General features: G+C 47.9%; 10 protein-coding genes. 6 read left to right on the top strand and 4 right to left on the bottom strand.

The genetic code is table 11. The features are described from left to right. Positions 1-147: 147 nt before the first annotated feature. Entirely contained in the window at positions 148-582 is a 435-nt protein-coding gene (locus AAC022_RS13325) for a GNAT family N-acetyltransferase (RefSeq protein ID WP_339731641.1), read from the top strand. A 16-nt stretch (positions 583-598) separates the two neighbouring features. On the opposite strand, the gene AAC022_RS13320 is transcribed toward AAC022_RS13325, so the two are convergent. Beyond that, positions 599-1,228, bottom strand: coding sequence for a peptidylprolyl isomerase (locus tag AAC022_RS13320; protein WP_339731639.1), 630 nt, complete (start codon positions 1,226-1,228; stop codon positions 599-601). Between the two features lie 134 nt (positions 1,229-1,362). Here AAC022_RS13320 and AAC022_RS13315 point away from each other — a divergent pair, with 134 nt between their 5' ends. Continuing rightward, positions 1,363-1,521, top strand: a complete 159-nt coding sequence (locus tag AAC022_RS13315) for a hypothetical protein (RefSeq protein WP_339731637.1) — start codon at positions 1,363-1,365, stop codon at positions 1,519-1,521. Here AAC022_RS13315 and AAC022_RS13310 read toward each other — a convergent pair. The 3 genes from AAC022_RS13310 to mfd form a co-directional block, all read right to left on the bottom strand. Continuing rightward, positions 1,518-6,518: a hypothetical protein gene (locus AAC022_RS13310; RefSeq protein ID WP_339731636.1), complete on the bottom strand. Its 5,001-nt coding sequence runs from the start codon at positions 6,516-6,518 to the stop codon at positions 1,518-1,520. The genes AAC022_RS13315 and AAC022_RS13310 overlap by 4 nt on opposite strands. 397 nt (positions 6,519-6,915) lie before the next feature. Then, on the bottom strand, positions 6,916-8,169 hold the full coding sequence (locus tag AAC022_RS13305; protein ID WP_339731635.1) for a peptidylprolyl isomerase: 1,254 nt from the start codon (positions 8,167-8,169) through the stop codon (positions 6,916-6,918). Positions 8,170-8,354: 185 nt separating this feature from the next. After that, complete coding sequence (mfd, locus tag AAC022_RS13300; protein WP_339731634.1) at positions 8,355-11,696, bottom strand: transcription-repair coupling factor; 3,342 nt, start codon at positions 11,694-11,696, stop codon at positions 8,355-8,357. A 218-nt stretch (positions 11,697-11,914) separates the two neighbouring features. Here mfd and aroB point away from each other — a divergent pair, with 218 nt between their 5' ends. The 4 genes from aroB (at position 11,915) to AAC022_RS13280 (ending at position 15,051) form a co-directional block, all read left to right on the top strand. After that, the gene (gene aroB, locus AAC022_RS13295; RefSeq protein ID WP_339731633.1) at positions 11,915-13,087 is read left to right on the top strand and encodes a 3-dehydroquinate synthase; all 1,173 of its coding nucleotides are present in this window, start codon (positions 11,915-11,917) and stop codon (positions 13,085-13,087) included. A 344-nt stretch (positions 13,088-13,431) separates the two neighbouring features. Continuing rightward, positions 13,432-13,821: an Hpt domain-containing protein gene (locus AAC022_RS13290; RefSeq protein ID WP_339731630.1), complete on the top strand. Its 390-nt coding sequence runs from the start codon at positions 13,432-13,434 to the stop codon at positions 13,819-13,821. 40 nt (positions 13,822-13,861) lie between these two features. Next, entirely contained in the window at positions 13,862-14,455 is a 594-nt protein-coding gene (locus AAC022_RS13285; RefSeq protein ID WP_339731629.1) for a response regulator, read from the top strand. A 188-nt stretch (positions 14,456-14,643) separates the two neighbouring features. Beyond that, the gene (locus AAC022_RS13280; protein ID WP_339731628.1) at positions 14,644-15,051 is read left to right on the top strand and encodes a PilZ domain-containing protein; all 408 of its coding nucleotides are present in this window, start codon (positions 14,644-14,646) and stop codon (positions 15,049-15,051) included. Positions 15,052-15,179: the final 128 nt, after the last annotated feature.

Here is a 15,179-nt window from a genome sequence, read left to right as displayed (position 1 = left end):
AGTGCGGGATTTCCCCGAATTTCTCTGATTTTGGAGTTTCGGATCCCGGCATTCCACGAGTGATGATGCTCTCGCATTCGCCCCGGGGCAGGTTAGTGAAGCCGTGTTTCCGTTCAAAAATTATGACTTATATGAAGATCTTTTGAGATGACCGATCAGATTCACATACGTTCTACAAAGCCGGATGATATTGATAAGCTGGCTGAGTTTATTGTCCCCTTTGTGGAACAGGAGAAAATTCTACCTCGCACCTCGGAAGAATTAGATATCCTGGTGGAAACGGGCTTTGTGGCTGTAGAACAAACAGACGAAATTGTCGGCTTCGCCTCGCTGGAAATTTATTCACGGAAGTTAGCGGAAATCCGCAGTCTGGTCGTCGCCGAACATCGGCAGGGGATTGGAGTCGGTAAAAAGCTGGTAACCGCCTGCCTGGAAAGAGCCCGCCAGCGCAATATCCTGGAAGTCATGGTCGTGACTTCCTCAGACGTCTTTTTCCAAAACTGTGGTTTTGATTTTACCTTGCCGGGTGAAAAAAAGGCGTTGTTTATTCAACCGCATTTGACAGACGAGACCAGCAAATAAAAGAGTCTGCCTGTTTTTAGCGCTGCAGGACCGAAGCTTTGGTGATGTAATCCAGACGAGGAAAGTCCTGTTTCAGGTACCGGTTTCCTTCCAGCTGCATCCTCTGCTGTGAGGGACCACGTCCGGAAGGAGCACATTCACCATATCCGGAATAGAGTGCATCGACGACTTTCATCTCTTTATGGGAAATGGCACCAAAGGGAGCAAAACCATATCCATCCAGGCGTCGATTGTCGCCGAAATTGATGAAGAACTGTGTCGTCCGCGAATGGGGAGCGCCTGTTTTTGCAAATGAGACATATCCCCGGAGATTTGGTTTCGCAACGGGATCGTCCTGAAAGGTCTGATCTCGCCATTTCGCTTGTGTAGCAGGGGTTCCATTGATGCCCACCTGCGCCATGAAGCCGTCGATCACCCGGAAAAAAGCGCAATCGTTGTAAAAACCAGAATTCACCAGTTCATAAAACCGGTCCGCTCCATTGGGAGACCACTTGCGAGTCACATCAATGTAAAACGTGCCTTTGGTCGTCTCCATTTTAACACGGTATTTTTCGGGAGCCTTGGCATCTGCCTCGGTTATGGCTCCTGAAAGTAGTGTTGAAGCCAATGTCAGTGCCACAATCAGATATGTTTTTAATGCAGACACACCAAAAGTTCCTTTTACCGAATCTTGATCAGGGAATTCCATTTACGCCGGTAAAAGTCTAATTGATTTCCGGTGGTTGTCACAAGAGCGATTCCCTGTTCTTCAGCCGGGCTCGTGGAGCAAAGTCATAATTTGTGTGTCTACGTAAAAAAAGCCGCCGCGAATCAGGGGGGGGGAGAATTCGCGACGGCCAGAGCCCGGGGCTGCTGACGATCAGCCCCTCTGCAGATCCCGCGATCTGCAATTTCCCGGGATCACCTGTTGCGACAGGCGATCCCGTTTCCATTCCTTAGTACCCGAGGAGAGCTTCCTCTTCTTCTTCCTGAATGATAATTCTGGGCGTAACCATCATCATCAAACTTTCGGTTTCACGACCGACACCAGTATTCTTGAACAGACGACTGATGTAGGGAAGTTTATTCAGAATCGGAACACCGGCCATACTACGTCCTTCACGGAGTCGTTTCACACCGCCGAGGAGCACAGTACCACCATCGGGCACGCTGACTGTCGTAGTCACCGTGACCTGTTCCACAACAGGCTGCTGAATGGTGGTTGTTCCCAAGCCACCACCACCATTCTGCCCTTGTTGACCTTGCTGACCTTGTTGTCCCTGTTGACCACCTTGCTGGCCACCAGCACCACCTTGGCCACCGATACCACCATTACCGGCTCCAACACCGTTACCAAAGTTTCCACCACCCTGCTGACCAAGCTGGCCACCTTGCTGGCCACCCTGCTGGCCTTGCTGACCCTGCTGGCCGCCGCCACCGCCCCCTTGGAAGGAGAAGGTAAACACATCGGTCACGTTGGTGAAGTTCGGATTAACGGAGAGTCGTACATAACGTCGGTCTGCGGAGATCACAGCTGACACAGTCAGTGAGACCCCTTCCGGAATATTTGCGATCACAGGTGTGAATCCGACAGCGAAGTTACCCACTGTAGGCACCAGACTGATCACGAAGGGCCGTGATACATTACTGGTCACAAAGGCAACCTGACCGTTGAAGAGTGTTACTTTCGGTGCGAACATCAAGTTAGATCGTTCATCTGCCTGAGCAGCATTGATGAAGAAGAAGGCTTCGATGTCACTCAGAATCGCCAGACCAACATTCACACCAGCGTTTGCATTGAAACTTCCGAATTCAGGAACACCGATTTCAAATGATCCCTGGCGGAACTGAACATCGAGGTCCGGTGTAAACGATTCTGGCGAAGCCATCCCGACGACTGTACCACTTTTGGGCCAGTTATCGAAGTTGAGCAAAGTTCTCGTAGGTGGATCACTGAAGGGAGCAACTCCCTGTCCACCGGTCTGCCCTGACGTCGTTTGGCCTTGTTGACCTTGCTGACCCCCCTGACCACCATTCTGATTTGCTCCCTGGAGCAGATCGACCTGACCAAAGGCGGGGACGGGGTTTCCACTATTGTCAACAGTCGGACTGCCAACGGTATCTGCGATATTGAAGTCGAAGTCGACACCAATTCGCTCGAAGAATCGATCGGAGACAGTGACAAAGCGTACTTCAATCGTCACCTGCAGGTCCTGCAGTCTTCGCAGCTGATCGAGCAGGTTGGCAATTTCGTCGTGTACTTTTTGTGTTTGACGAATCACCAGACTCAAGGTTGTTTCAAATGGACGCACACTGCCTGCACCACCGATTTCTTCCCAGGAATCGGGTTCCACGGTAGAGACGATGAGTTCGGTTAATGAATCGAAGTCGATATTAGAACCACCGCCAGCAACTTGTGATGTGGCACCGCCACTGCTCCATGGATTGGATCCGGGCACTCCGCCCATCACAGGGTCTGCCACTTGGAAGTTTCCAGGTGCGCCTTGATTACCACCAATACCTGATCCATAGCTGACAGCACCAATCTGGCTGTAAGGGTTACTTGCCATACTGCCGCTGGAGGCAAAGTTAGGAATCGGTACCACCAGGTCTGCCACAGGGTACGTTTCAGTTCTCAACGTTCCCTGCTGACGGATGCGGCTGGTGATTTTCAATACTTCGTTGTCAATCGTGTAGGAAAGATTCAATGGTTCCAGCAGCAGGTTCAACGCACTTCTGAGTTTGATCCCGTTGACGTTGATCGTCACAGGAGCATCAGTGGTGACGCCTTCCTCTTCCAGACCGAGACCATCCAGGAAGATATTGATTCCCGTGAGTGTCTGAATCTTATTCATCACGTTTGCCAGTGATTCATCTTCAAACTGAAGATTTACCGGACGATCCAGGCTCTCTTCAATCTGGATTTCTTTTTCTGTCTTCTGGGTATGATTTTTCGCATGGTACTTGTCACGACGTTTTGTGAGCTCGGCCCATTCTTTGGCATCATGACCAAATTTGATGTCAGGAGTATAGGCGTCTGCCAATGCTTCTTCCACGTCGTTCAGCTGACCCCAGACGTTCTGTTCTTTGCGTTCACGCATATCATTATTTGACTGTTCACGTCGAATAAAGCGTGCCTTCCATTCCATTGTGACAGCGACCGGATTCTGTGGGTCGAGGTCTTTGGCCTGTTTGGCAACCACTTCGGCTTCCGCGTAACGTCGTTGCTCAATCAACTCGTTAAACTTCTGAACCAGCTCGGCAACTTCCTGCTCAACCCGAATTCGAGTTTTGATTTCCTGAGAGATATGTTCTTCCACTTCCTGGTTGCGTCTCTTTAATTCTTCCAGAGGAGCAACCTGTTTGCGGAAGGAATCAATGGATTCACGAGTTCGTTGCAGCGAACCGATGAGAGTTGTTGTTGCTTTTTTGTTAAGGCTGGAACTTTCTACTTTGGACATCGTCTGGTCGATAATTTCCAAAGCTTCTGTCGGAGCGTTCTCACGCATTCTTTCTGCTTTGAAGATCGCATTCAGAACATCAGATCGCAGGCGACTGAACTCAATAGCCTGTTTCTGTTCCACCAGATCAATCGTGCTCGATTCCTTAGCGTCTGCTACCGGATTTGAGGATGAGCTCTGATTCTTAACCAGTCGAATCTTGTCGGACCGTGAAGGTGCCAACTCGCGAACGGCATCCTGCAGTTGTTGTGCACGATGGTTGTCAAGTTTTTCACCAGACTGATAAGCGGCTAAGAATGCCTGATAAGCGGCTTCACGATTTCCTTCAGAAAGCCGTTCCATTCCCAGGTTATACAATTCTAAAGCAGAGGCACCGGGATGAATCACGGCAATCTCACTGGCAGTGTTATTGTTTCGACGCGTCACCTGAGTGGGTTGTGTTCCCATTCTGGTTTCCAGATCACGCAGAATGGCTTGCGGGCTGTCTTCACCCGGTTTGAATTCAACGCCAACCTGCAATGCTTCTTGTGCATTCGCACGAGCAGCTTCAAATCGTCTTGCTTTCAGGTCTGTTCTGGCCTGAGCAATCAGTTTTTGTGAGAATTGTTTCTTACGCTCATTTTCTGTGGCGTAAAGTTGTTCCGGTGAAAGTCCACCAGGTTGCCCTGCCATTTTACGAATGTCGGCCAGAACCTGTTCAGGACGATCTTCAAACAGTGTGTACGCGGTATCTACTTTTTGTGCGGCTTCCGCCTTTTGACGTGCTTCTTCCACTCGGTTATTGGCTAGATCCTTGCGGGCAGAGGCCAGCAGTTGACGTGCATATTCTGGACTCGATTTTCCATCAGTTGTTCTCGACGTTCCCGGATTCAGTCTGGATTCAGAGCTGACTCCCACACGTTGAATGAATGCGGCAGGCGATTCATTTGTGTTTGAGAAGCGAAGATCAAGTGATTGAGCCAGTTTCTGAGCAGAGGAAGCGAACATCAATGCTTCGTCTTTATTTCCCTGCTGCAAAGCGAGTTGAGCCTGTTCCATCAAACGACTAATCCGAGGACGAACAGCATCCTGATTCTGCTGCAGGCCTTTGATCCCTGAAATGATGGCTGCTTCATCGGAAATCCGATCGATGGCTGCCAGTACCAGTTCAGGGCGGTCATCAAACAGGTCATAAGAAACCCGCATTTGTTGAACCTGATTCACCTTCTGACGGGCACCGTCGAAATCACGTTGTTTAATATCCAGACGCGCCAGGCGTAGCAATTCTGTCGCCTGTGTTTTAGATGAACCTTGAGGAACTGTAACCGGCGTATTCTGAGCACGACTGGAACCAGTCGCTGCCAGAGAACCACTTGATTGTGCCCGCTTAACTTCATCGAGAATCAATTCAGGACGATCATCAAAAAGTCGATATGCAACATCCAGATTGCTTGCCTGAAGTGCCAGTTCGCGTGCAGAGTCGTAGTGACCTGATTGTAATTCAGCACGTGCCTGCTTTAACAGTTTTGCAGACTGATCATTATCTGAAGATTGAGCATTAGATTGAGCGACTGGCATCGAAGGAGTTGACTGACCAGCAAAGATCTTAGCACCAGTTTTCCGTTCAATTTCAGAAAGAATGTGCTGCGGACGTTCTTCGAACAGTTTGTAAGCAACCTCATAATCCTGTGCCTGGATCGCCAAGTTTCGAGCATCATCATAGTGACCGCCGTTTAAGGCTTGACGAGCCTGCTTTAACAGCACAGAGGCCTGTTCTTTTTCCGACAGTTTTTTCGTCTGACTTCCATCAAACGGATTGGCGGTAGGATTGGAGAACGGATTACTATCAGCAGATTCTTCAACGTTAGCAACCTGCATGATATTCGACCGATTATCAGTAAAGCCACCGGCTTGCTGAATCGGAGCACTCTTCTGATTTCGTTGTTCTGCGCGAGCGATGGCAGCCAGTACCTGTTCTGGTCGTTCATCAAACGGACCATACTCCAGCCGCATTGATGCAGCCTGTCCGGCTTTCTGGCGGGCTTTTGCAAATTCATTCAGTTTAAGGTCTTCACTTGCAGACTGAAGTAACTGACGTGCCAGTTGCTTCTGATCTTCGAGCGACTTCCCTGCCCCACTGGAGAAATTAGTGGAATAACTGGTGTCGGCAGCGGGAGACTGTGCTCTGACAATCCGTTTGTCCCGAGGTGCTGCAGCTCGCTGTCGAGCACGACCAAGATAGTCGTTCATTTTGCGAAACTCTGCAGATGACAAACGACCTGGAGAGACAGAAGCTTGTTCAAGCACTTCTACCGCTTCAGCGAATTGTCCTCTCTCGTAATATCGAGTCCCCAGACTCAGATAGTAACGAGCCGAGCGTTGTTGACGCCCCGCAATCGACTGGCCATCATTCTCGACATCAGCAGCGACCTTCCTGGTCGTGTTGCCAAGATTGGCCAGCCACATTGACGCTGCGATCAGCGTCGTACAGGCCAGTACTCCAAATGCCTTGCCCAATGTAGGTCCCTCCTTCAAGCCAGAACACCAACTTTGATTATGTTTATTTTGAGGAGTCATCATGACTTCCAACTCGCTATCTAAAAGTGGATAGGATTTTAGTCCGAAATCCGGATTTAGTGCCATACGAATTTCGTATGCGAAATCAGGATTCTAGAAAACGAAATGCAATTGAATGTTTGCCATGCGGCAAAAATAACAGACGATTGTTAGTGATATGAATTATTGATTTGATTTTTTGAGAGTTGAGAGAAGTGTGTGGGGTTAATAATCGATTTCTGCGTTTCAGGTCAATATGATTATGACAATATTTTCAAAAAAACTTGTGTGGTTTTAAAAATAAATGCCAGACTCTTAAATACAAGCGAACTATTAATGTTTTGTTTTTCCAAATGCTTTATTGAACCGCAGGATTGGTAGATTCTGCATCTTCCTCATCCAGATCAAACATCGTTTCGATTATCGCTTTCGCGTGTAGTTCCTCTAAAATATCTGTTGTGGCTTTCATGCGAGCTTCGGTAATCATCGATTGCTCAAGTTTGCCTTGGACGTCGGCAAAAGGAATGTGTCCTGCCTCTTTCCGATCATTCACTTTTACGATTTGAAATGAAGTTGCTGTTTCAAAGACCTGGCTGGTTTGTCCAATCGGAAGTTCAAACAGTGCAGTTTCGATTTCTGGCTCTGCCAGGCTGCCTCGACGTGTCCAACCCCATTGACCATTTTTTTCAGCACGTGTTCCATCGGAATATTTTTTGGCCAGTTCGCCAAAATCGTCTCCAGCCTGAAGTTTATGAATCACTTCATCTAATAGACCAACAGCCTTATCCTTACCCCCCTGCTTGGCATAGGTGATTCGGACACGCTGCCAACGCACTTTGGACGGTACTTCGTATTCTTTGATATTTGCTTTATACCGTGCAAGTACTTCTTCACGGCTATAATCATTCGCTGCTTTTGCTTTCACCTGCATAAACTGAATGGCAGATTGCTGTTTCATAAACAGCTCTTTTTCATGATAAAGAGAACGTCCCTGCTGGTTGAGTTTTTCTTCCAGTTCCTGCGGAGAGCTCACTCCCAGCCCTTTTTGCAATTCGGGGATTCGTTCTTCTTCAAAGGCATTTGCCAAAACTTGTTGCAACTGCTCCAGTTGCTCTTTCTTAAGTGTGCTCTTCATTTCATGAATCAGGAGCTGGCGTTCAATGTGTCCTTTCAGATCACGTTTCACCAGAGCACGGCGTAATTTCTTGTATTCTTCAGGCGGCATTCTCTGCTCTGCCTGTTTGAGCTGAAAATCGTAGATACCAATTACATCTGACACAAACAGAGGTGTTCCATTCACCATGGCAACGACCGTGCTATCGGTCAGAAAGTCATCTGTTTCTTCAACAGTGCTGTCGGTCGAAGTGGTGGAAGCGGTGATCACCGGAGTTTCGAAGGGATTGCCGGAATCCTCGAAATCCCCTTCCAGAATATTCTGCCTGTCATTCGTTCGACTGGCAATTTCAGCGTGTCTCAGCTTCTGTTGCTTCAGCGCAGATTCCAGGCGCGGCGGTGGCGGTCCCAGCACAGGGTTGTCTACTTTAGGAGTAGTTTCACAACCTGCCATGCCAAGCGAAACAAGAAACAAAATATATACTTGCGCGTAGCGCATCAAGATGCATCCTGCAGCTGATGAATGAATTACTAAATTCGGGAATTTGAGAGACAATCTAAGGGCGATACTGTTATCAGTCAGAATTACAAGGAAATGTAAGGAAGGGAAAGATGACTGATCCACTATCAATACCATCCAAAAAGATTGAAAATAAATCGAAGATCAACTCGTTTTCCAACCTGTCAGGACGATGGTGCGAGATTATAGGCCGGATCAAAACTTTGTTGCAATACCGATTTGAGCTCTAACATGATTGCTTCCGTATTTACGGCAGAAACCGGCAAGGGAATATATGCTGACTTATGATCGACAATGCGAACAGGAATCCGTTTCTGATTACTTTTGGCCAGAGCCAGGATGTGATTTTTATCTCGATAGCCTAAAACAGCGAAGTTATCTTCCAGCCGAATGCGATCCACCTGCCAGTGCTGCGCCAGGATTTGTAATTCTTTCAAAATAATTAATTGTCGCGCAGGATGTGGAATATTACCAAAGCGGTCCTCAATTTCTGTTTCCAGTTCCGTTAGTTCTTCCAGGGAACGTACTGCGGACAATCTGCGGTATATTTCGATTTTGATTCGGCCGGGGGGGATAAAATCGGAAGGCAGATACGCAGTACAAGGCAGATCGATGGCGACATGATGGTGTTCCCGCAGTGGCTCGTTTTTTAACTTTTTACAGGCGTTTTCCAGTAGTTGGCAATACAATTCATAGCCCACCGCGGAAATATGGCCACTCTGTTCCGTTCCCAGAATGTTGCCGGCACCACGAATTTCCAGATCGCGCATTGCGATTTTAAACCCGGCCCCCAGCTCGCTGTATTCTTCAATGGCCTTTAATCGTTTTGCAGCAACCGGCGTCAAAATCTGTCCATCGCGTAACAGCAGATAACAATAGGCGCGATGATGCGATCTTCCCACGCGTCCGCGCAGCTGATGCAGATCCGAAAGACCGTGATTGCCGGCATCGTGAATGAACATCGTATTGGCATTCGGAATATCCAACCCACTTTCAATAATGGTTGTGCAGACAAAGATATCAATCCTGCCGGACACGAAATCATACATCGCCGCTTCGAGTTCTGATTCTTTCATCTGCCCATGCCCGATCCCGATACTGGCTTCGGGAACAATCTGCTGAATCCGGTCTGCATATTTCTGTAAATCGTGGACACGGTTATGCACAAAATAAACCTGCCCGTTCCGATTCAATTCACGCACCATCGCATGCCGGATCAGTTCAGGATCAAAACGGGAGATCCGGGTCTCGATCGGAACTCGATCACGGGGCGCTGTGGTCAAATTAGAAATATCGCGTATTCCCAGTAACGACATATGCAACGTCCGCGGCACCGGGGTGGCGCTCAACGTGAGCACATCTATCTGCAATCTGAGATGCTTCAGGTTTTCTTTGGCCTCCACACCAAAGCGTTGTTCTTCATCGATAACCAGCAGGCCTAAATCTTTAAACTTGATATCTTTCTGAATTAATCGATGTGTGCCGATCACCAGGTCGACACTACCGGATGCCATACCCTCCAGAGTCTTACGCTGTTCCGCTTTTGTTTTGAAACGCGAAAGACCTTCGATGGTGATAGGGTAATCGGCCATCCGCTCACTAAAAGTTCGCGTGTGTTGCTCTGCCAGAACAGTTGTGGGAACCAGCACAGCAACCTGCTTGCCTGAATCAATGGCTTTAAAAGCGGCCCGAATCGCTACTTCTGTTTTGCCATATCCAACATCACCACAGATCAAACGATCCATCGGCTGAGGCCGCTCCATATCAAGCCGGATATCATTGATGGCATGCAGTTGATCGGCTGTTTCTGTGTACGGAAACGAAGCTTCAAATTCTTTTTGCCAGTGACTGTCAGGTGGATAGGCAATGCCAGGCTGTGCAGAACGCATGGCTTGCATTCGCAACATATCGCTGGCCATATCCCGCACGGCCTGTTCCGCTTTTTCCTTTTTGTTAGCCCAGCTTTTGCCCCCCAACTTGGAGAGTTGAGGAATATGTTTTCCTCCCCCGATATATTTTTGCACAAGATGAACCAGAGAAACTGGCACATACATCTGCACTTTTTCACGAAATTCCAATGACAGATGTTCTTCGCGACAGCCATCTTTCTCCAGGAGCTCCAGGCCTTTGAAACGGGCGATGCCATGCGACAGATGCACGACAAAATCTCCCACATTCAAGTCGAGAAAATTGTCGATGGCCCGGCTTTCGACTTTGCGTTTGCGCGGCTTGTGTCGAATGTCGGCGCGCCCGAAGAGCTCATGATCACTCAATACCACCAGATGTTCGGGCACGATCCGAAAGCCTAATGCCAGATTGCCGATACAGGTTGTCACGCGTCCGGTGATTTCCAATTCGGACTCGGCCAATATTTCCTGCAGACGATCCTCCTCCCCCTGATTATGACAACAGATAACAACTCTATCCTGAGGACTGGTTATCGAAGCTAATTCCTCGATCATTTCCGACTTGGCGCGCGAAAAACGCTCAATTGATTCGATCTGTAAATGACAAGATATCTCCGTCGATTCAGCAGAAATAGGGGCGATGGTCACTGTTGGAAAATCGGTGCAGCGGGACATCGTCGCTGGCACACTGAATAAACCTCTTGGATTTTCCAGGCGATCCAGATAACGTTTGCCCTCATCAATCAGTTCCGGGAGTTCAACCAGAATAATACAGGTATGATCCGGTAAATTGTCCAGCAGACTTTCAGAAGCGCTCTCATCCAGATCCTTGGCCAGTGTCGGGCGTTGTGACTGTTCCTCAGCGGCAGAGACGGGGGAAATCAGAGTCAGATCAACCTGTTCGCAGGTTTCGACGGTTCTCTGTGTTTCGACATCGAATTGTCTGATGGATTCGACTTCGTCGCCGAAAAATTCGATACGAATGGGGAGCGTCCTATCTGGCGAAAAAATGTCCAGAATACCGCCATGCATACTGAATTCGCCCGGCAGTTCGATCGCAGTCGTTCGTTCGAAACCGCGTTCGATGAGCCAGCTCATAAACGGATCGGTATCAATTTCATCCCCCACCCGGATGGTGCGAGTCGCTTCGCGACGTTTTTGACGACTGGGAACCGGCTGCAGTAAAGCGGGAAACGAGGTCACAATCACTTGCGGGTGACTGTCGGAAGTTTGTTCAGTCTGCATTAACTGATTTAATACTCGCAGACGACCGCCAAAAACCGAGTCCGCCACGTCATGTTCATCGGGCAGTGTTTCCCAGGCAGGAAATATTTCGGGATTTCTTCCCAGAAAACTGACAAGATCACCGCTGAATTCTTCAATTTCCCCTAAGCGAGGCAGGATGATTAGTACGGTCGATTTGAGAGATTCTGCGATCGTTGCCGCTGTCAGCGCGCACGATCCTCCCCAGGCTCCGTCAATTGTCCCGCTCTGGCCTGACTGGAGAGCCGCAACCACAGCTGCGAATCCTTCGTTTCGGCTTAAAACGGGAACCAGATCCTGCATCGACTGAATCTGACTGTCGATTGGTTTGATCATGTTCAAAATGATTTTAGCAAACAGTGTGAAATTGTCACGTCCTCACCTCAAAAAACGTGATCGGAGCCCGGTTTTCAGGACCATCCGGCGTGACTTCAAGGCGGCCCAAAGCTAGGATAGAAGGACCATATTTCACCGATGATAAGGCAGAACATAAGACCGATTTCGCAAGAGCGGCGTAGTAACTTGCCTGATTTTACCATAATGAAGGATACAACGTGTCAGATAGTTTCGATGTCAATGTCGCTCTGGGGCCGCGCAGTTATCATATTTCTGTTGTAAGTAACCAGTTCGATCAGTTTGCTGACGCCCTGGAAACTTGGATGAATAACAATCCGGCGTTTCGTAACTCGGTAGCAGAAGGCAACAAAACCGCGTTTATTGTCACCGACCGGAACTTGGCAGCGCTACATACTCCCAAAATCGAAAAAAGCCTCGAAGCAAAGGGCTGGAAGTGGGAAACAGCAATCATCGAAGCCGGTGAGAAATCGAAATCTCTGGCCGTCATTTCCAGCCTGTATGACCGACTGGTAGAACTGAAGGCGGATCGTCAGACAGTCTTAATCGCGGTTGGTGGTGGTGTGACGGGGGATGCTGCAGGCTTTGTCGCTGCAACGTATGTCCGTGGACTGCCGTTCGTACAAGTGCCGACTTCGTTACTGGCACACGTCGATAGTTCCGTGGGGGGGAAAGTCGGCGTGAATCATCCGCAAGCGAAAAATCTCATCGGTGCTTTCTATCAACCACTGGGTGTGTTCATTGATACTTCGACTCTTGAAACACTTCCCGAGCGAGATTATCGCAGTGGTCTCGCGGAAATCGTAAAATATGGTGTTATCCTGGATTCAAAATTCTTTCAGTATCTCGAACAGAATATTGAAGGATTGAATCAACGATCGCCCGAAGTGTTGAGAACAGTGATTGCCAGAAGTTGTGAGTTGAAGGCGGAAGTGGTTGAACAGGACGAGCATGAGCGAACTGGTTTACGGGCCATTTTGAATTACGGTCATACGTTTGCCCATGCCTTTGAAGCACTCTGCGGCTATGGAGAATTGATGCACGGCGAAGCTGTATCCATTGGGATGGTCTACGCCAGTGATCTGGCAGAAAAACTCAATTTGATCGCGCATCAGGAAACAGAACGTCAGATTCAGCTTCTGCAGGCGCTGGGGTTACCAGTTTCATTGCCTGAAGGAACCCGCTTAGTGAATGACGAAATTATTGACCGCATGAAACTGGATAAGAAAACCGTTGGCGGAAAACTGCGGTTTGTCCTTCCTACCTGTATTGGACGCGTGGAAGTTTTCAAAGACATTCCGGAGTCACTCGTCAGAGAAGTTCTTGATGAATTGGCACACTCCCAAACCGGAAATGACGACTTTCAAATCTAAGGCTTTGTTTTCTTGCGGAAAACAACTGTCGCAATCCGTAGGCAATTTACCTCAGGTTTGCGACCAGCAGCACTGTACTAATACCTACCCACATACAGAAAACACTTATATCATAGCCCCTTCTTTTCGATCAAGCATTACACCCGTCAGGATCGATATAAAAACTCCCCTCCAATTTGTCTTGTTGATGATCAGCGTTGGTTTCTCTCAAAAAGAGAACCTAACCTTTATTTTAGGCCTGCTGATTTAATTCTCAAAGTCAGAGTCTGCGCTGTTAGTTCAATGTCTGTGGTTCAGCATTGATCATTTTTGACGCGTACATCACAGGATAAAGGTATTGAGTTATGACAAGTTTAAACTTGGCATCTACTAAAGGGCATTGGCGATTAATTAACCGGGAACAGGTTCTTGACATGGCGGTGGGAGATGTCGAATTTCTCGCTGAAATGATCGAACTGTTCTTCAGCTATGTTCCACAGCAGATGAATGACATTCAACAGGCCGTTGAAAATAATGATTCTCAAGAATTGGCAGAAGCAGCACATGCCTGCAAGGGAACCGTGGGAAACTATACAAAATTGGAACCCTATCTCCTGCTACAGTCATTGGAAAATGATGGAAAATCAGAACAATTAGATGAATCCCAGATCAAATTCGGTTCACTTGAAAAAGAAATTGCACAACTTGTCGTTGAATTAAAGGTATTGAAGGCTCAAGAGTGTAGCAATGTTTGATCATCATCTGAGCATGTAGGTTTAACCCAAAGGCAATAAAATGAAAATCTTAGTAGTAGATGATGTTGGTTACACATGCCACTTCCACTCACGTCTTGTTGAAAAGTTTGGCTATACGGCCGTCTCGGCCACATCCGGTTACGAGGCTTTGAATTATCTGAAGACAGACAATGATATCAGCATCGTGGTCTCAGACCTGATGATGCGGGGCATGGATGGAGTGGATCTCTTCCAGGAAGCACAAAATCTGGAACGTTTTACCGACGAGGGACAACTCGACCCTCCCCAGTTTATTGTGATGACCGCGTTACGCATGGAAAAGAACTCGCAGGATAAAGACGTCCAACGTCTTAAACTGGCAAAAGAGTTAGGCGTGGCGAAGATCATGTTCAAACCTCTCGACCAGGATGAACTGGAAGCAACTCTCAAAGACATGGCAATGGGGGCTCCCAATACCGCTTCCAGTGGGAAATCACTGGATCTGTTCACGCCTACCCAAAAACTGAAAGAAGCCGTCAAAGAGATCATCGATTCCGGAAATGGTGGGGCTGCTGAACAGTTTATTGAATGTTTAAATGAAGAAGCGACAAGCCTGCAAACATTTCTGGATAAACTGGAAACTGTTGAAAACTAAACGTTTATTATACGCAACATAGCACGAATTGATGCAAATCTATTGATTCGCTTGGGGAGGGGTTTGACTGGCTTTAAACAAGACATATAGTTGCGTTAACTAAGACATATACAAACCTTGACCTAAACAGCAAATCATCTCGGTTGAATACTGTATTTAACCTGACTTATTTTAAGTGGATACGGCCAATGAGCCTCATTAACTTGGAACAATATACTGAGAAGCAGAACCGTGCCATTTCGCGCGTTCTGGATACGTTGGATCGTCTCGATCAACGTATGAGCCTCCATTATTCAAATAAACGTGCTCATGAGCGTAAAAACTTCCGCGGGGTTGTCTGGATTTCCATTCCTGATGAAGAGTATGCTGAAGAGGGCAAACTTAACACAATCAAAGTCTGGTCCCGCTCTATTTCACAATCCGGCCTGTCTTTCATTTACCCCCTACCTATTTTTCAGAAGTCAATCCACGTAGGAGTTCCCGTACAGGGAGATCAGGTTACCTGGTTCCGTTCGGAGATCGTCAGGCAGAAGGAAATTGAAGAAGAACATTTCTGGGAGTATGGTGTCAGGTTCCTGGGAAAAATGATTACCTAAGCGCTACCAGTTTTCTTTGCGATCAGTTGATTTCAGGCAAAATACAAACGTATGATTGCCTGCCTCTTTATAGAAACATTCAATCCTGATCAACGAACCCTGCTTAACGGACCCCGCTTAACGGACCC

Origin of the sequence: uncultured Gimesia sp. (assembly GCF_963976445.1) — a bacterium.
GTDB lineage: Bacteria > Planctomycetota > Planctomycetia > Planctomycetales > Planctomycetaceae > Gimesia.
This window is presented reverse-complemented; position numbering and strand designations above follow the sequence as displayed.

Bases quoted from the DNA above. Each gene is read 5' to 3' on its own strand.
- AAC022_RS13325 (WP_339731641.1), top strand. From the start codon at position 148: ATGACCGATCAGATTCACATACGTTCTACAAAGCCGGATGATATTGAT.
- AAC022_RS13305 (WP_339731635.1), bottom strand. From the start codon at position 8,169: ATGCGCTACGCGCAAGTATATATTTTGTTTCTTGTTTCGCTTGGCATG.
- mfd (WP_339731634.1), bottom strand. From the start codon at position 11,696: ATGATCAAACCAATCGACAGTCAGATTCAGTCGATGCAGGATCTGGTT.
- AAC022_RS13290 (WP_339731630.1), top strand. From the start codon at position 13,432: ATGACAAGTTTAAACTTGGCATCTACTAAAGGGCATTGGCGATTAATT.
- AAC022_RS13285 (WP_339731629.1), top strand. From the start codon at position 13,862: ATGAAAATCTTAGTAGTAGATGATGTTGGTTACACATGCCACTTCCAC.
- AAC022_RS13280 (WP_339731628.1), top strand. From the start codon at position 14,644: ATGAGCCTCATTAACTTGGAACAATATACTGAGAAGCAGAACCGTGCC.